Here is a 15,736-nt window from a genome sequence, read left to right on the forward strand (position 1 = left end):
CAGCTAGCGCAGTGCCTGGCGCACCGCCGATGTGGTGACCGCCAGGTTCACCTCGGGCAGGGCCGTCGGGTACTCGTCGACCCAACTGCCCAGCGCGATCTCGCCCGCCCGGGCGTGCACCCATCGCCAGCCGCGATCGTTGAGACTCAACAGTGCGCCGAGGCCGTCGACGGCGTGCAGCAGCGAGATGATCGCCGCCGTCGCCGGGGCGGGCGGCTTGCGGTCGAACAGTGCCGACAGCAGCGCCGACCGCGCGTCGGCCGCCCGCTTGCGGTTCACCAGGGCGAAGGCGTAGCCACTGCCGGAATGCCTGTCCGGCAGCCGGACCCGCCGGACCTGGCCCGTCTGCTCGAGAAAGCCGGCGATGTGGGCCTCGGTGTGCTTTGACAGCTTCTTGACCGCCGACACCGCCCGCAGCGGTCGCCGCTGCAACAGCTGGAAGGCGGGCTCGGCTACCGGGTCGAACGCTCCTGGTACAGCCAGTGCGATGAGCCGGCCCGCCTCGACGGATTCACCGTCGACCGCGGGCCGTACCCGGCAGGCGTGCGCCAGATCCAACAGCACCGCCGCCGACAGCACGCGCTCGCGGCGCTGGCGCTCCAGCGCCGGCTGCGCGGAGGCGTTGTCGATCAGAAGCAGGAACAGGTCCTCGGCGATCTGCGCCATGAGCGGACCTTAAACCCCGCGCGGGCATCGGGCGTCAGCCGCGGTAGGGCTCCGCCTTGACCAGCGTGACCTTGACGGTGCTGCCGTTGGGAACGGTGAAGCTGCGCGTCTCGCCTTCCTTGGCGTCGATCAGCGCCGCGCCCAGCGGCGAGTTCGGCGAGTAGACCTCGAGCTTGCCGTCGCTGACGCCCTCCTGGCGGGTGGCGATCAGGAACGTCTCGGTGTCGTTCTGGTCGTCGTCGTAGTAAACCTTGACCACCGAGCCGGGCAGCGCGACGCCGGACTGCTTGGGCGCCTCGCCGACCTTGGCGTTGTTGAGTAACTCCTGAAGCTGGCGGATTCGGGCTTCCTCCTGGCCCTGCTCCTCACGTGCGGCGTGATAGCCGCCGTTCTCCCGCAGGTCGCCCTCTTCGCGGCGGTCGTTGATCTCGGCGGCGATGATCGGCCGGTGAGCGATCAGTTGGTCCAACTCGGCCTTCAGCCGGTCGTAAGCCTCCTGCGTCAGCCAGGTGACCTGTGTGTCGGTCATGTCGCGCTCCTGTCGTCGTTGGCTCTCGCGCTCATCGCGTAAGAAGTCTCGTGGTACGGCGCCGGGAGCTTTGACGTGTATTGCCGCGTTGGTCGGCGCCAAACCGGAAGGGCCTCCCGAGAGGCCTCATCGGAGCACCAAAAGCAGCAATACACGGTCCCAGCAGGAACCGTGTACGCATTCCATGCTACCACCGCACGGACGGCGGGTTTTCACGATTTGGCAGTCCGGCGTTGGTTGCGCACGCCGCAGCGCTGTGATCTAGGGGGTCAGCAGGTAGGGCGGCACCTCGGTGCCGCAGCCGTAGACGTCGCCGACGACGGGCTCGCGGGTGGCCTTGACGATCGTGGTCACCTGCACCGTCGACTCCGGCGACGGCGGCACCAGCACCTCGCGGCGTCCGGTTTCGCTGCCGTCGATGGACCGCGCCCGCACGATGCAGGTGACGGGCCGCGACGGGTCCTCGCGGGTGACGCTGATGGTGATCTCCACCGTCTGATCGTCCAGGAGCCGATATCCGCCGAGTTCGCCCTTGACCTCGGGGCTGCCGAACCGCCCCGATGCCACGACCGCGACGATCAACCCGGCCACCACGACCAGCCCGGCCAGTATGACGGCGATCCAGCGGCGCTGCGGTCCGGACAGTCGCCGGCGCCCGTAGCGCGCGGCGGGACGCTCGATCATCTGGTTTCGGTGCCCTTTTCGGTGCCCTTTTGCGGGCTCCCCGTCGGATGGTTCTCCAGAACTGGAACTATAGGGCCATCCGGATGGGTTGTTAGGTGTCGAACCACTCGGATAGCGACAGGTGAGGCAGATCAGGTTGAGCGAATTGCGGTTGATGGCCGTGCACGCGCACCCGGACGACGAGTCCAGCAAGGGCGCCGCCACGATGGCCCGCTACGCCGACGAGGGCGTGCGGGTTCTGGTGGTGACCCTGACCGGGGGCGAGCGCGGCGACATCCTCAACCCGGCGATGGACCTGCCCGAGGTGCACGGCCGGATGTCGGAGATCCGCCGTGACGAGATGGCCAAGGCCGCGGCGATCCTGGGCGTCGAGCACCACTGGCTGGGCTTCGTCGACTCCGGACTACCCGAGGGCGACCCGCCACCCCCGCTGCCCGACGGTTGCCTGGGCGTGGTGCCGCTGGAACAACCCACCGAGGCGCTGGTGCGCGTCATTCGCGAGTTCAGGCCGCACGTGATGACGACCTACGACGAGAACGGCGGCTACCCGCATCCCGACCACATCCGCTGCCACCAGGTCTCGATGGCCGCGTACGAGGCGGCGGCCGACTACCGGTTGTTCCCCGAGACCGGCGAGCCGTGGGGGGTCAACAAGCTGTACTACACGCACGGCTTCCTGCGGCAGCGGATGCAGTTGCTGCAGGACGAGTTCGCCAAGCACGGCGAGGTCGGACCCTTCGAGAAGTGGCTCAAGCACTGGGATCCCGACCATGACATCTTCGCCAGGCGGGTGACCACCCGCGTCGAGTGCGCGAAGTACTTCGCAGTGCGTGACGACGCGCTGCGTGCCCACGCCACCCAGATCGACCCCAACGGCGACTTCTTCCGCGCGCCGATCGAGTGGCAGCAGCGGCTATGGCCCACCGAGGAGTACGAACTGGCTCGCTCACGGGTGCCGGTGTCCCTGCCGGAGACCGACCTGTTCACCGGGATCGAGGCGTCATGACCCTTACGTTCGGAACGTTCGCACTGGATCTGCTGGCCCAGGACACGCCGCGCAACACAGGGCCCGACTTCGGCAAGGCCAGCCCGTTCGGCCTGCTGGTCTTGGTGCTGCTGCTGATCGGCACGTTCCTGCTGGTCCGCTCGATGAACAAGCACCTGCGCAAGGTGCCGGAGTCGTTCGACGAGAAGCGTCCCGAGCCCGGCCGGGCACCCGACGACGGCGCCACCGGCTTGGATGGGCAGACACCGGCCGACGGGACCACGCCCGACTCGGGCGGGGCGCCACGTGAGCCCGGCTGAGCCTCCCGGGCGCAACGAGCTCGCCGGGGCCATCAGCCCCTATCTTCGCCAGCACGCCGACAATCCGGTGCACTGGCGGCAGTGGACGCCCGAGGCCCTGGCCGAGGCGGTGGCCCGCGATGTGCCGATCCTGCTGTCGATCGGTTACGCCGCCTGCCACTGGTGCCATGTCATGGCCCATGAGTCGTTCGAGGACGGGCAGGTCGCGGCGGTGATGAACGCGGACTTCGTCTGCATCAAGGTCGACCGGGAGGAGCGGCCCGACCTCGACGCCGTCTACATGAACGCCACGGTCGCGCTGACCGGCCAGGGCGGCTGGCCGATGACCTGTTTCCTGACGCCCGACGGCAGGCCGTTCTTCTGCGGCACCTACTACCCAAAGCCCGGCTTCCTGCAACTGCTCGCTGCGGTGACCGAGACCTGGCGCACCCGTCGCAGCGAGGTCGAGCAGGCCTCCGACCGGATCACCGGTGAGCTTCGCTCGATGGCCACCGGTTTGCCGGGCGGGCCGCCGGTGCACCCGGCCCTGTGTGACCACGCGGTCGCCGCGGTGTTGGCCGACGAGGACGTCGAGCGCGGCGGCTTCGCCACCAACCGGGCCGCTGCGCCGAAGTTCCCGCCGTCGGCGTTGTTGGAGGCGCTGCTGCGCAGCCATGAACGCACGGGTGACCTGCTGCCGCTGGAGGCCGTCGAACGCACTTGCACGGCGATGGCGCGCGGTGGCATCTACGACCAGTTGGCCGGGGGTTTCGCGCGCTACAGCGTCGATGCGTCGTGGGTGGTGCCGCACTTCGAGAAGATGCTCTACGACAACGCGCTGCTGCTGCGCGTGTACGCACACTGGGCGCGCCGTACCGGAAGCACGTTGGCGCGCAGGGTGGCTGACGAGACGGCGCGGTTCCTGATCGACGACCTCGCGGTGGGCGGCATGTTCGCCTCGTCGCTGGACGCCGACGCCGACGGTGTGGAAGGGCTGACCTACGTCTTCACCCCCGCGCAGCTGCGCGAAGTCCTCGGAGCAGACGACGGCCGTTGGGCCGCAACGCTGTTCGCGGTCACCGACGCCGGAACTTTCGAGCACGGCACGTCGGTACTGCAGCTGCCACATGACCCCGACGACCCCGACCGCTTCGGCAGGGTGCGCACCGCGTTGCTGGCGTCACGGGTGACCCGCCCGCAGCCAGGCCGCGACGACAAGGTGGTCACGGCGTGGAACGGGCTGGCGATCACCGCGCTGGCCGAGGCGAGCGTGGCGCTCGACGATCCTGGCCTACTGACGGCCGCGACCCGATGCGCAGAGGCAGTGCTCGACCTGCACCTCGTCGACGGCCGGTTGCGGCGGGCCAGCCTCGGGGGAGTGGTCGGCGACAGCGATGCCATCCTCGAGGATCACGGGGCGCTGGCGACCGGATTGCTGACGCTGCACCAGATGACCGGGGACAGTTCCTGGCTCGGCGCGGCGGCCGCGCTTCTGGACATCGCGCTCGACCATTTCGCCGACCCCGATCGCGACGGCGGTTGGTTCGACACCGCCGACGACGCCGAAGCGCTGATGGTGCGACCGGCCGATCCGCTCGACGGCGCCACGCCGTCGGGCGCGTCACTGGTCGCCGAGGCGCTGCTGCTGGCCGCGCACCTGGCGCCCGCCGACCGGGCCGGACGTTACGGCGCCGCGGCCGAGGCGACGCTCGGTGGGGCCGGCCAGATATTGGCCAGGTTGCCTCGCTCGGGTGGACACTGGCTCGCCGTCGCCGAGGCGGCGGTGCGCGGACCACTGCAGATCGCGGTGGCATGTGCCGGGCCGGGTTCCGATTTGCTGGCCGCCGCGCGCAGGCTCGCGCCGGGCGGGGCGGTCGTCATCGGCGGGCCGGTCGGCTCCTCGGAGTTGCTGCGCGAGCGCGACCGGGTGGGAGGAGCCGATGCCGCCTACGTCTGTCGCGGCCGGACGTGTGACCTACCGGTCACCAGCGCCGGGGATCTCGCCGCCGCGGTCGATCCCCGGTAGCCTTCGCCCATGCCGACGCAGGAAGACAACGCCGCCACCGTCAAGCGCTACCTCGAACTCGCAGCCAAGGGCGATGCCGATGCGGTAGCCGAGTTGTATGCCGACGACGCCACCGTCGAGGACCCGGTCGGCAGCGAGGTGCACATCGGCCGCCCGGCGATCCGCCGCTTCTACGATGCCCTTCCGGCGAACGGCGCCCAGGCCGACGTCGTCACGCTGCGCGCGCTCGGCCACGAGGCGGCCTTTCACTGGACGCTGACGATCGATCTCGGCGAGAGCAAGATGGCCATCGACATCATCAGCGTCATGACGTTCACCGGCGAGGGCAAGATCGCCTCCATGAAGGCCTACTGGGGCCCGGGCAACGTCACCCAGCTCTAGAAGACGGCGAACCACATCGCGATGTAGTGGCAGGTCGCGGCCACTGCGGTGCAGGCGTGAAAGAACTCGTGATGGCCGAAGGTCGTCGGCCAGGGGTCGGGCCACTTCACGGCGTACAGCACGCCGCCGATGCTGTACAGCGCGCCGCCCACGATCAACAGCACCACTGCCGTGACACCCGCGCCGTGCATGATCGGTCCGATGAACCACGCCGCCACCCAGCCGAGCAGGATGTACAGCGGCACACCGACCCACCGCGGCGCCGACGGCCAGAAGCACTTGAGCAGTACGCCCGCGATCGCACCGCCCCAGACGATGTAGAACAGCACCATGCCGTCGGTGGACGGCAGCGCCAGGAGTGCGAACGGCGTGTAGCTGCCTGCGATGAACACGAAGATCATCGAGTGGTCGAGGCGCTTCATCCACTTGTGGGTGGTCTGCGACTTCCAGTTGACCCGGTGGTAGGCGCCGCTGACGGCGAACATCGCGACGATCGTGAGCGTGTAGATCAGCGTCGCGATGCCCGCCCTTGTCGACTGCACCGACCACGACACCGAGACCAGCGTCGCCCCGCAGATCGCGGCCACCACCGCCGCGTAGACGTGGATCCACCCACGCGCCCGCGGCTTGCCGATGAACGTCGCGACACCCTCGACGACGGCTTCTGGCAGGTCCTCGGCCCGTCCGTGCGGCCGACGGGTCCGCTCGGGTTCTGTGGCGTCGACGGATCGCGTCATCTCACCTCCACGAAAGCCTGCACTATGCCGGGGATTGCACTCACTCACAGTAGTCTGGATCTTCGTGGAGCTCATTCCCCCGCGTCTCAAGGAGCCGGCCTACCGGCTCTACGAGATGCGGTTGCGGCAGGAACTGGCGCAGTCCAAATCCGAACTGCCACGGCATATCGCGGTGCTGTGCGACGGCAACCGCCGCTGGGCGCGTGACGCAGGACACGATGACGTCAGCTTCGGGTACCGGATGGGCGCGCGCAAGATCGCCGAGATGCTGCGCTGGTGTCAGGAGGCCGGCATCGAGATGGCCACGGTCTACCTGCTGTCCACCGAGAACCTGCAACGCGCGCCCGAGGAGCTCTCCTCGCTCATCGAGATCATCACCGACGTCGTCGAGGAGATCTGCGCGCCGGCCAACCGCTGGAGCGTGCGCACGGTCGGCGACCTCGAGCTGATCGGCCAGGAGCCTGCTCGCCGGCTGCGCGACGCGGTCGACTCCACGCAGACCGAATCGCACGCCCAGACGTTCCACGTCAACGTCGCGGTCGGCTACGGCGGCAGGCAGGAGATCGTCGACGCGGTGCGCCAGCTGCTCGGCAAGGAGCTGGCCAACGGCAACACCGGTGAACAGCTCCTCGAGGCCGTCACCATCGACGCGATCTCCGAGAACCTCTACACCTCCGGGCAACCCGACCCCGACCTCGTCATCCGCACCTCCGGCGAGCAGCGGCTGTCGGGCTTCCTGCTGTGGCAGAGCGCGTACTCCGAGATGTGGTTCACCGAGGCGTATTGGCCGGAGTTCCGGCGGGTCGACTTCCTCCGGGCGCTGCGCGACTACACCGCACGCCACCGGCGTTATGGAATCTGATCGGGTCGGCCGATGTGGCACGTGACGATGGCGGCGCTGTCGGCGGTCGTCTTCGTTCTGAGCTGGTGGCTCGGGCTGTACCTGCTGGCCCGCGATCCACGCAAACCTGTCCTGGTGCTCGCAGCGATCGGACTGACCAGTTTCGCCGCGGTGGTCGCGCTGGACGCCGTGCGGACGGTCAGCGGCGCCGACGCGCTGGGCCGCGTCGAGATCTACCTGGTGGCCGTGCCGGGCATCGCCTGGTTCGCGGTGTTGATCGAGCTGTCGCGGCCCCGCGACAGCTGGCGCAGCAGGGCTAGCGAGCTGGGCCTGGTCGTCGCGGTGGCCGTGGTCGCGTTCGCGGGCGCCGCGATGGCAGGCGGGGTCGACGGACCGTTGCGCGTGGGCCACTGGGTGATGTTCGCCGCCATCTCGCTGTCGGCGCTCGGGGCGATGGTCTACGCGGTCCTGCGCCGGTCCCAACCGCGCCCGGTGGTGGGTTTCATGGTCATCGCGACGCTGTTCTTCGCGCTCGGCAACGCGATCCTGATCATCCCGCTCGGCCTGGTGCCCAGCTGGTTGGCGTTGGCGGCGACCGGCTTCGACGTCGCGCTGCTGGGCGTCGCGGTGGCGATCGGTGATGCGTTCGACGAAGGGCAGGCATTGCGGGCGGACATGCTGAGGTCGTTCGCGGCGACGTGTGTGGTCGCCGTGTTGTTCGGCGGTCAGGCGCTGGTGGTGCTGGCCGTCACGGGCCGCGACACCGCGCTGACGGTGCTGCTGTTCACCAGCCTGGGCATCGCGATCGTGATCAACGTGCTCGCCGACCCACTCGCGGGTGTGCTCGACCGGCTGGCGTTCTCCCGTTCGCCGGCGCTGCGTGCCGACCGGGCGACGCTGCGCAGCACCGAGGCCGCGCTGCCGCTGCGCAAGGACAACCCGCTCGACGGCGTCGACGAGGAGACCTTCGCCCGGCTCACCCGCCGCGCCCTCGGCCACTACGGCGACCTGTCCAAACTCGTGGCCAGCCCGCTGACCAAGCTGCCGGTCATCGACGAGCGGCTGGCCGCCCGCGGCGCACCCGACCAGCCGCTCGAGCGGGCCAACGAACTCAAGGCGCTGCTGGCCGACCGCATCGCCCGGCTCAAGCCGCGCGACAGCGGCGATTTCGGCACCACCGAGGAGTGGCGGTACTACAACTCGCTGTACTTCCCCTACGTCGTCGGTGTGCGGGCCTATGCGCAGAACGCCACCGCCGCCGGGCTGGACCCGGTGGCCCGGCAAGCCTGGCAGTGGTTCGTCACCGAGGTGCCGCAGCGGTCCCTGCACAACTGGCAGAACGCCGCGGCGCGCGTGATCGCCGCCGATCTGCGCGGCAACCTGGTGGCCGCCTCGGACTAGAGCGCTGAACTGCGGCTGGCAGTGATTGGCAGCGTCCGGCATCGATCTGGCAGTGCCCTGCGGGCAGTGTCGGTGTCATGACCACCGTCACCACCCGCTCCGTCGACACCCAGGATGATCTCACCGCGCCTGCGGTGGGCGACCTGCTGCGGTTCGCCCTGCGCGCCGATGCAACCTTGTGCGCAGCAGTCGGTCTCGTCATCGCGATGGCCGCCGACCCGCTCTCGCGGCTGTCGGGGCTTTCGCCGACCAGCGAGTGGATCGCCGGAGCAGCGCTCGTCGCCTACGGCGCCGCGCTGTATCTGGCGGCCGGCGTGCGCGACGTCCGGCGGGTCGGCGTGGGCGTGCTGGTCGGCAACGTCGCCTTCGCGGTGACCGTCGCGGGTGTGCTGATCGCGGGGTGGTTGCCGCTGACGCGGTTCGGCATCGCCGCCACGGTCGCCTTCACCGCCCTCACGCTGGCGTTCGCCTACGTCCAATACCTCGGGGTGCGTCGGCTAGACGCGACCTCCACATGACCGTCCGGAGCCGGCCCGCGCACGCGAGGAGCACGAAAGCCTCCGTGCAGAGGTTGCGGCGTCGGCTCCGGAACGGTCGTCCATCCCCACCCAGAAAGGAAGTTCGATGACCGCCATCTCCTCCCCGAAGCTCCATGAATCCACCGATTCGCTGCTGCGCTTCGCCATGCGCCTCGACGCGACGCTGTCCGGCCTGGTCGGTGTTGCGGGCATCCCGCTCGCGGGCTGGCTCGCTGAGATCTCCGGCACCACGAAGGCGTTCGAGTACTCGATGAGCGTGTTCTTCATCGTCTTCGCGTTGGCGGTTCTCGGGCTCGCCGCGTTGCCCTCGGTGAAGCTCTCGGGCATCGCGCTGGCGGCTGGCAACCTGGTCTTCTCGGTGGCCACCGTGGTGCTGGTGCTCGCCGACGTCTTCCCGCTGACCGCCGTCGGGGTGGTGCTCATCCTCGGCACGGGTGTGTACACGTTGGTCATGGCCGAGCTGCAGTATCAGGGCTGGCGCCGCATCAAGTCGTGATCTATTGCTGCTGCGGCCCGTTCGGTGCGCCGGGCGGGCCGCGAACATGTCAGAGCTTGCGCAGCCGGAGCCGGTTGATTGAGTGGTCGGCGTCCTTGCGCAGCACCAGCGTCGCTCGTGGACGCGTCGGCAGGATGTTCTCGATCAGGTTCGGCCGGTTGATCGAATGCCAGATGTCGCTGGCGGCGAAGACCGCCTGCTGGTCGGTCAGTGTCGCGTAGTGGTGGAAGTGCGACGCCGGGTCGGCGAAAGCCGTTGTGCGCAGGCCCAGGAACCGGTCGATGTACCACTGCTCGATGTCGTCGATGCGGGCGTCGACGTAGACCGAGAAGTCGAACAGGTCCGAAACCATCAGCGTCGGGCCCGTCTGGAGTACGTTGAGGCCCTCGAGGATCAGGATGTCGGGGTGCGCGACGATCTGCTTCTCCCCGGGCACGATGTCGTAGAGCAGGTGTGAGTACACCGGAGCACACACCTTGTCCGAACCCGCCTTGACCGCCGTGACGAATCGCATCAGCGCCCGACGGTCGTAACTCTCTGGAAATCCCTTGCGGCCCATCAGGTTTCGGCGCACCAACTCGGAGTTGGGGTACAGGAAGCCGTCGGTGGTGACCAGGTCGACCCGCGGATGGTGCTCCCACCGGGCCAGAAGTGCTTGCAGCACACGGGCGGTCGTCGACTTGCCGACGGCCACGCTGCCCGCCACGCCGATGACGAAGGGCACCGGCCGGTCCGGGTTCTGGTGCGGATCACCCCCCGATTCGCCCAGGAACTCCGCCGTCGTCGCGAACAGCCGCTGGCGCGCGGCGACCTGGAGATGGATCAGCCGGGCCAACGGCAGGTAGACCTCTTCGACCTCGAGCAGATCCACCTTCTCGCCGATGCCGCGCAGCTTGATCAACTCGTCCTCGGAGAGCTTCAACGGGGTCGACATGCGGAGGTTTCGCCATTGACTCCGGTCGAACTCCACGTATGGGCTGGGTTCACTCAGCCGCGCCATGGCCTCAGTCTTGCATTTACCGTTGACGACATGGACGCCAGCACCTCAGTTTCGCTAGTCCGGGAGTACCTGCTGCTCGGTCTGCGCTTCGACCGGGTGGAGGACGGCTACGTCGACTCGTTCACCGGAGATCCGGCGCTGCGCCGCGCGGTGGCCGCCGAGCCGCCGCCCGACCCGGCGGACCTGGCCCGTCAGGCGGAGGGTCTGCTCGCTGAGTTGCCCGCCGCGGGGCTCGAGCGGGCGCGCGCCGAGTATGTCGCCGCCCACCTGCGGGCGCTGGCGTGTGCCGGCCGCAAGTTCGCCGGCCAGGATGTGGGATTCGTCGACGAGGTCGAGGCCTACTTCGACGTGCACATCACCAAGGGGGACCCTGAGCAGTACCGCGAGGCGCACCGCCGGCTGGACGAAGTCGTGGGCGGCACCGGCGCGCTGGCCGACCGGATACAGGCCTACCGGTCCGCCGAGGAGATCCCGCCCGACCGCCTCGAGGAGTGCATCCACGCGTTCTCCAGCGCGCTGCGCGACCGGGTGCGCGCTGAGTACCCACTGCCCGACAGCGAGACCATCACCTACGAGGTGGTCACCGACAAGCCGTGGTCGGGGTTCAACTACTACCACGGTGAATTCACCTCGACGGTGGCGGTCAACGCCGACCTCAAGCAGCAGATGTCCAACCTGCCGCGTCTGGTGGCCCACGAGTCCTATCCCGGTCACCACACCGAGCACTGCCGCAAGGAAGCGGGCCTGGTGGGGCGCAGGGGGCAGGCCGAGCAGACCATCTTCCTGGTCAACACGCCGCAGTGCGTGATGGCCGAGGGCCTGGCCGACCTGGCGTTGCATGCCGCGATCGGGCCGGAGTGGGGTGCGTGGGCCGCCGAGATCTACGCCGACCTGGGCCTGCGCTTCGACGGGGACCGCGCGCGGACCATCTCGGCGGCGACAGCCGCGCTGGCCGAGGTGCGTCAGGATGCTGCCCTGATGCTGCACGACGAACACCGCGACGTCGACGAGGTCGTGGCGTTTCTCAAGCAGTGGTTGCTGGTCAACGACGAGCGCGCGCGCCAGATGCTGCGCTTCCTGTCCTCGCCGCTGTGGCGGGCCTACACCAGCACCTACGTGGAGGGGTACCGGCTGCTGCGCGGCTGGCTGGACGCCCGGCCCGACGGGGTCAGCCTCACGCAGCGATTCGGCACGCTGCTCGACGAGCCGCTGATCCCGTCGTCGCTGCGGGCGGCCTGACCCAACTGGATGGGCGCCGTCGTAGGCTGAACCTCATGACTGCTGACGCCGTGACCTCGAACGCTGCTGCTCCCGGCGCGGAGTACGCCGAAACCGCGAGCGCGGCGTACCGGGCCGCCCTGCAGGTCATCGAGTCCGTCGAGCCCCGCATCGCGGCGGCGACGCGCAAAGAACTCGTCGATCAACGGGATTCGCTCAAGCTGATCGCCAGCGAGAACTACGCATCGCCCGCGGTGTTGCTCACCATGGGCAGCTGGTTCTCCGACAAGTACGCCGAGGGCACCATCGGGCACCGCTTCTACGCGGGGTGCCAGAACGTCGACACGGTCGAGGCGCTCGCCGCCGAGCACGCCCGCGAGTTGTTCGGCGCGCCCTACGCCTACGTCCAGCCGCACTCGGGCATCGACGCCAACCTGGTCGCCTTCTGGGCGATCCTGGCGACCCGGGTAGAAGGTCCCGAACTGGCGGCGCTGGGTGCCAAGCACGTCAACGACCTGTCCGAGGCGGACTGGGAGACGCTGCGCAACAAGCTCGGCGATCAGCGGCTGCTCGGGATGTCGCTGGACGCCGGCGGCCACCTCACCCACGGTTTCCGGCCCAACATCTCGGGCAAGATGTTCCACCAGCGCAGTTACGGCACCGACCCGAACACCGGATTCCTGGACTACCAGGCCGTCGCCGAAGCGGCCCGCGAGTTCAAGCCGCTGATCATCGTGGCGGGCTACTCCGCCTACCCGCGCCGGGTCAACTTCGCGACCATGCGCGAGATCGCCGACGAGGTGGGCGCCACCCTGATGGTCGACATGGCCCACTTCGCCGGTCTGGTCGCGGGCAAGGTCTTCACCGGTGACGAGGATCCGGTCCCGCACGCCCACGTCACCACGACGACGACCCACAAGTCGCTGCGCGGGCCCCGCGGCGGCATGGTGCTCGCCCAGCCCGAGTACTCCGACGCCGTCGACAAGGGCTGCCCGATGGTGCTCGGCGGACCGCTGTCGCACGTCATGGCGGCCAAGGCGGTCGCGCTGGCCGAAGCCCGCCAACCGGCGTTCGGCGCCTACGCCCAGCGCGTCGCCGACAACGCCCAAGCGCTGGCCGACGGGTTCCTCAAACGCGACGGCGCGCTCGTCACCGGCGGGACCGACAACCACCTGGTCCTGCTCGACGTGACGTCGTTCGGGCTGACCGGCAGGCAGGCCGAGTCCGCGCTGCTCGACGCCGGCATCGTCACCAACCGCAACTCCGTGCCCGCCGACCCCAACGGCGCCTGGTACACCAGCGGCATCCGGCTGGGCACCCCGGCGCTGACCACCCGCGGCTTCGGGGCCGACGAGTTCGACCGCGTCGCCGAGCTGATCGTCGAGGTGCTGTCCAACACCGAACCGGCCCAAGCCACCGCCGGGCCGTCGAAAGCCAAGTACGTCATGGCCGACGGTCTGGCCGAGCGGGTGCACGCCGGTGCCGCCGAACTGCTGGATGCCAACCCGCTGTATCCGGGGCTCACGCTCTAGACACGCTCGGGGGTCGGAATTTTACGATCCCCACAGAATTGAGTTAATGTAACCGCATGGCACAGAAACCTGTACCCAATGCGCTGATCCTCGAACTCGAGCCGGTCGTGCAGCAGGAGCTGCGTCGCCACGTCGACACCGAGGACCTCTGGTACGCCCACGACTACGTGCCCTTCGACCAGGGCGAGAACTTCGCCTTTCTCGGCGGCCGCGACTGGGATCCCGAGCAGGTGACCCTGCCCAAGCACATCACCGATGCGCTGGAGATCCTGCTCATCACCAAGGACAACCTGGCGGGCTACCACCGCGAGATGGTCTTCAGCTTCATCCTCGAGGAGAAGTGGGGCCGCTGGATCGGGCGCTGGACGGCCGAGGAGCATCTGCACGCGGTCGCGCTGCGCAACTACCTCGTGGTCACGCGTGAGATCGACCCCGCAGCCAACGAGGACGTCCGTGTCGAACACGTCATGAAGGGCTACCGTGCCGACACCTACAGCCAGGTCGAGCGGCTGGTCTTCATGGCCTTCTTCGAACGGGCCCACGCGGTGTACTGCCGCAACCTCGAGGCGCAGATCGAAGAGCCCGTGCTCAAAGGCCTCATCGGTCGCATCGCCCGCGACGAGGAACGGCACGAGGAGTTCTTCGCCAACCTCGTCGCGCACCTGCTGAGCACCAGCCGTGCGGAGACCGTCGAGGCCGTCGGCCGCCGCGCCGCCGAACTCGGTGTCGTCGGCGGTGACATCGACGCCTATGCCGACAAGCTCGCCAACATCGACGGCGCCGGCATCTTCGGGCCCGAGCAGCTGCGCCGGGTGATCGCCGACCGGATCGCGGCCTGGGGTCTGAGCGGCGAACCGTCGCTGGCGCAGTTCACCTCTCGGTAACCGGAACTACGGCGCGCCTGCACGGCGCGTGTGCGGCAACGGGAGTAGCGTCGCGGTCGATGGCTAGCGACATGCTCTGCTATCCGGGCGGTACCGATCGTTTCGATCACGAGAGGACCGGCCCCGGTCCCAGTGCCGCAGTGTCCGCCGAGAGTTCGTGCGGGGCCGCGCGGGCACGAGGAGCGTCACGTGAGTGATTCGGCCGTCCGGACCGCGGTTCGCACCTATGTACTCGACACCTCCGTGCTGCTGTCCGATCCCTGGGCGGCCACGCGGTTCGCCGAGCACGAAGTCGTGGTCCCGCTGGTGGTCATCAGCGAACTGGAAGCCAAGCGGCATCATCATGAGCTCGGCTGGTTCGCACGCCAGGCCCTGCGGATGTTCGACGATCTTCGGCTGGAACACGGACGGCTCGATCAGCCGATTCCCGTTGGCACCCAAGGCGGCACGCTGCACGTCGAACTCAACCACAGCGACCCCACCGTGTTGCCCGCCGGGTTCCGCAACGAGAGCAATGACGCTCGCATCCTGACCGTGGCGGCCAATCTCGCCGCCGAGGGCAAGCATGTCACGTTGGTCAGCAAGGACATCCCGCTGCGGGTGAAGGCCGGTGCCGTCGGGCTGACCGCCGACGAGTACCACGCCCAGGACGTCGTGACCTCCGGCTGGACCGGCATGACGGAGGTCGAGGTCGCCGCCGACGACATCGACATGCTCTTCGCCGAGGGCGAGATCGACCTGGAAGCCGCACGAAACCTGCCGTGCCACACCGGAGTCCGGCTGCTGGGCGGCAGCTCGGCGCTCGGCCGGGTCAACGCCGAGAAACGGGTCCAACTGGTCCGCGGTGACCGCGAGGTCTTCGGTCTGCGCGGCCGCTCCGCCGAACAGCGGGTGGCACTGGACCTGCTGCTCGACGAATCGGTCGGCATCGTCTCGCTCGGCGGCAAGGCGGGCACCGGCAAGTCGGCGCTGGCGCTGTGTGCCGGACTGGAAGCGGTGCTGGAACGTCGCACCCAGCGCAAGGTGGTGGTGTTTCGGCCGCTGTACGCCGTCGGCGGCCAGGACCTCGGCTACCTGCCCGGCAGCGAGAGCGAGAAGATGGGGCCGTGGGCGCAGGCCGTCTTCGACACCCTCGAAGGGCTCGCCAGCCCGGCGGTCCTCGAAGAGGTGCTCGCCCGGGGCATGCTCGAGGTGCTGCCGCTGACCCACATACGTGGGCGGTCGCTGCACGACTCGTTCGTCATCGTGGACGAAGCGCAGTCGCTGGAGCGCAACGTGCTGCTGACGGTGCTGTCGCGGCTCGGCAGCGGATCGCGCGTGGTCCTCACCCATGACGTCGCCCAGCGCGACAACCTGCGTGTCGGACGCCACGACGGGGTGGCGGCGGTGATCGAAAAGCTGAAGGGGCACCCGCTGTTCGCGCACATCACGCTGCTGCGCAGTGAGCGCTCGCCCATTGCGGCGCTGGTCACCGAGATGCTCGAGGAGATCAGCCCCGGCGCTCTGCCTTGATCGCGG

At 68.9% G+C, this 15,736-nt stretch carries 17 protein-coding genes; 12 read left to right on the plus strand and 5 right to left on the minus strand.

The window, feature by feature from the left end; genetic code table 11:
* Positions 1 to 3 precede the first annotated feature (3 nt).
* The 3 genes from K3G64_RS14165 to K3G64_RS14175 all read right to left on the minus strand — a co-directional run bounded on the left by K3G64_RS14165 (position 4) and on the right by K3G64_RS14175 (position 1,879).
* Positions 4 to 666 (minus strand): GOLPH3/VPS74 family protein, encoded by a 663-nt coding sequence (locus K3G64_RS14165; protein WP_238885157.1) that lies wholly within the window; start codon positions 664 to 666, stop codon positions 4 to 6.
* Positions 667 to 700: 34 nt separating this feature from the next.
* Positions 701 to 1,195: a transcription elongation factor GreA gene (greA, locus tag K3G64_RS14170; protein ID WP_238885159.1), complete on the minus strand. Its 495-nt coding sequence runs from the start codon at positions 1,193 to 1,195 to the stop codon at positions 701 to 703.
* A 261-nt stretch (positions 1,196 to 1,456) separates the two neighbouring features.
* The gene (locus tag K3G64_RS14175; RefSeq protein ID WP_238885161.1) at positions 1,457 to 1,879 is read right to left on the minus strand and encodes a DUF4307 domain-containing protein; all 423 of its coding nucleotides are present in this window, start codon (positions 1,877 to 1,879) and stop codon (positions 1,457 to 1,459) included.
* Between the two features lie 136 nt (positions 1,880 to 2,015).
* On the opposite strand from K3G64_RS14175, the gene mca reads away from it, so the two are divergent.
* The 4 genes from mca to K3G64_RS14195 are packed head-to-tail and all read left to right on the plus strand — an operon-like array spanning position 2,016 to position 5,570.
* Positions 2,016 to 2,885: a mycothiol conjugate amidase Mca gene (gene mca, locus K3G64_RS14180; RefSeq protein WP_238950657.1), complete on the plus strand. Its 870-nt coding sequence runs from the start codon at positions 2,016 to 2,018 to the stop codon at positions 2,883 to 2,885.
* The gene (locus tag K3G64_RS14185; protein ID WP_238885163.1) at positions 2,882 to 3,184 is read left to right on the plus strand and encodes a hypothetical protein; all 303 of its coding nucleotides are present in this window, start codon (positions 2,882 to 2,884) and stop codon (positions 3,182 to 3,184) included. The genes mca and K3G64_RS14185 overlap by 4 nt, the downstream gene beginning before the upstream one ends.
* Complete coding sequence (locus K3G64_RS14190; protein WP_238885164.1) at positions 3,171 to 5,189, plus strand: thioredoxin domain-containing protein; 2,019 nt, start codon at positions 3,171 to 3,173, stop codon at positions 5,187 to 5,189. The genes K3G64_RS14185 and K3G64_RS14190 overlap by 14 nt, the downstream gene beginning before the upstream one ends.
* 9 nt (positions 5,190 to 5,198) lie before the next feature.
* Positions 5,199 to 5,570 carry a nuclear transport factor 2 family protein gene (locus K3G64_RS14195; RefSeq protein WP_238885165.1) on the plus strand — a complete coding sequence of 124 codons (372 nt, stop codon included), beginning with the start codon at positions 5,199 to 5,201 and terminating at the stop codon, positions 5,568 to 5,570.
* On the opposite strand, the gene trhA is transcribed toward K3G64_RS14195, so the two are convergent.
* Positions 5,567 to 6,307: a PAQR family membrane homeostasis protein TrhA gene (gene trhA, locus K3G64_RS14200; RefSeq protein WP_238885166.1), complete on the minus strand. Its 741-nt coding sequence runs from the start codon at positions 6,305 to 6,307 to the stop codon at positions 5,567 to 5,569. The two genes, K3G64_RS14195 and trhA, sit on opposite strands and share 4 nt — an antisense overlap.
* Before the next feature lie 64 nt (positions 6,308 to 6,371).
* Between trhA and K3G64_RS14205 the strand changes: the two genes are divergently transcribed.
* The 4 genes from K3G64_RS14205 to K3G64_RS14220 all read left to right on the plus strand — a co-directional run bounded on the left by K3G64_RS14205 (position 6,372) and on the right by K3G64_RS14220 (position 9,584).
* Positions 6,372 to 7,169, plus strand: coding sequence for a (2Z,6E)-farnesyl diphosphate synthase (locus tag K3G64_RS14205; RefSeq protein WP_238885167.1), 798 nt, complete (start codon positions 6,372 to 6,374; stop codon positions 7,167 to 7,169).
* Positions 7,170 to 7,196: 27 nt separating this feature from the next.
* Complete coding sequence (locus K3G64_RS14210) at positions 7,197 to 8,549, plus strand: hypothetical protein (protein ID WP_238950658.1); 1,353 nt, start codon at positions 7,197 to 7,199, stop codon at positions 8,547 to 8,549.
* 77 nt (positions 8,550 to 8,626) lie between these two features.
* A complete protein-coding gene (locus tag K3G64_RS14215) occupies positions 8,627 to 9,067 on the plus strand; it encodes a hypothetical protein (protein WP_238885169.1) in 441 nt (146 codons plus the stop codon).
* 106 nt (positions 9,068 to 9,173) lie between these two features.
* Positions 9,174 to 9,584, plus strand: a complete 411-nt coding sequence (locus tag K3G64_RS14220; protein WP_370646939.1) for a hypothetical protein — start codon at positions 9,174 to 9,176, stop codon at positions 9,582 to 9,584.
* Between the two features lie 49 nt (positions 9,585 to 9,633).
* Here K3G64_RS14220 and coaA read toward each other — a convergent pair whose 3' ends face one another.
* A complete protein-coding gene (coaA, locus tag K3G64_RS14225) occupies positions 9,634 to 10,584 on the minus strand; it encodes a type I pantothenate kinase (RefSeq protein ID WP_238885170.1) in 951 nt (316 codons plus the stop codon).
* Positions 10,585 to 10,614: 30 nt separating this feature from the next.
* On the opposite strand from coaA, the gene K3G64_RS14230 reads away from it, so the two are divergent.
* The 4 genes from K3G64_RS14230 (at position 10,615) to K3G64_RS14245 (ending at position 15,730) form a co-directional block, all read left to right on the plus strand.
* Positions 10,615 to 11,823, plus strand: coding sequence for a DUF885 domain-containing protein (locus tag K3G64_RS14230; RefSeq protein WP_238885172.1), 1,209 nt, complete (start codon positions 10,615 to 10,617; stop codon positions 11,821 to 11,823).
* 35 nt (positions 11,824 to 11,858) lie between these two features.
* Positions 11,859 to 13,334, plus strand: coding sequence for a glycine hydroxymethyltransferase (locus K3G64_RS14235; protein WP_238885173.1), 1,476 nt, complete (start codon positions 11,859 to 11,861; stop codon positions 13,332 to 13,334).
* Positions 13,335 to 13,390: 56 nt separating this feature from the next.
* Positions 13,391 to 14,218: an acyl-ACP desaturase gene (locus K3G64_RS14240; protein ID WP_238885175.1), complete on the plus strand. Its 828-nt coding sequence runs from the start codon at positions 13,391 to 13,393 to the stop codon at positions 14,216 to 14,218.
* 189 nt (positions 14,219 to 14,407) lie between these two features.
* Positions 14,408 to 15,730, plus strand: coding sequence for a PhoH family protein (locus K3G64_RS14245; protein WP_238885177.1), 1,323 nt, complete (start codon positions 14,408 to 14,410; stop codon positions 15,728 to 15,730).
* The last annotated feature ends 6 nt before the right edge of the window (positions 15,731 to 15,736 follow it).

Origin of the sequence: Mycobacterium sp. IDR2000157661, from assembly GCF_022317005.1 — a bacterium.
Classification (GTDB): domain Bacteria; phylum Actinomycetota; class Actinomycetes; order Mycobacteriales; family Mycobacteriaceae; genus Mycobacterium.

Coding starts and splice junctions, on each gene's coding strand:
- K3G64_RS14165 (WP_238885157.1), bottom strand. CDS start 666: ATGGCGCAGATCGCCGAGGACCTGTTCCTGCTTCTGATCGACAACGCC.
- greA (WP_238885159.1), bottom strand. CDS start 1,195: ATGACCGACACACAGGTCACCTGGCTGACGCAGGAGGCTTACGACCGG.
- K3G64_RS14175 (WP_238885161.1), bottom strand. CDS start 1,879: ATGATCGAGCGTCCCGCCGCGCGCTACGGGCGCCGGCGACTGTCCGGA.
- K3G64_RS14185 (WP_238885163.1), top strand. CDS start 2,882: ATGACCCTTACGTTCGGAACGTTCGCACTGGATCTGCTGGCCCAGGAC.
- K3G64_RS14195 (WP_238885165.1), top strand. CDS start 5,199: ATGCCGACGCAGGAAGACAACGCCGCCACCGTCAAGCGCTACCTCGAA.
- trhA (WP_238885166.1), bottom strand. CDS start 6,307: ATGACGCGATCCGTCGACGCCACAGAACCCGAGCGGACCCGTCGGCCG.
- K3G64_RS14210 (WP_238950658.1), top strand. CDS start 7,197: ATGGCGGCGCTGTCGGCGGTCGTCTTCGTTCTGAGCTGGTGGCTCGGG.
- K3G64_RS14215 (WP_238885169.1), top strand. CDS start 8,627: ATGACCACCGTCACCACCCGCTCCGTCGACACCCAGGATGATCTCACC.
- K3G64_RS14220 (WP_370646939.1), top strand. CDS start 9,174: ATGACCGCCATCTCCTCCCCGAAGCTCCATGAATCCACCGATTCGCTG.
- coaA (WP_238885170.1), bottom strand. CDS start 10,584: ATGGCGCGGCTGAGTGAACCCAGCCCATACGTGGAGTTCGACCGGAGT.
- K3G64_RS14230 (WP_238885172.1), top strand. CDS start 10,615: ATGGACGCCAGCACCTCAGTTTCGCTAGTCCGGGAGTACCTGCTGCTC.
- K3G64_RS14235 (WP_238885173.1), top strand. CDS start 11,859: ATGACTGCTGACGCCGTGACCTCGAACGCTGCTGCTCCCGGCGCGGAG.
- K3G64_RS14240 (WP_238885175.1), top strand. CDS start 13,391: ATGGCACAGAAACCTGTACCCAATGCGCTGATCCTCGAACTCGAGCCG.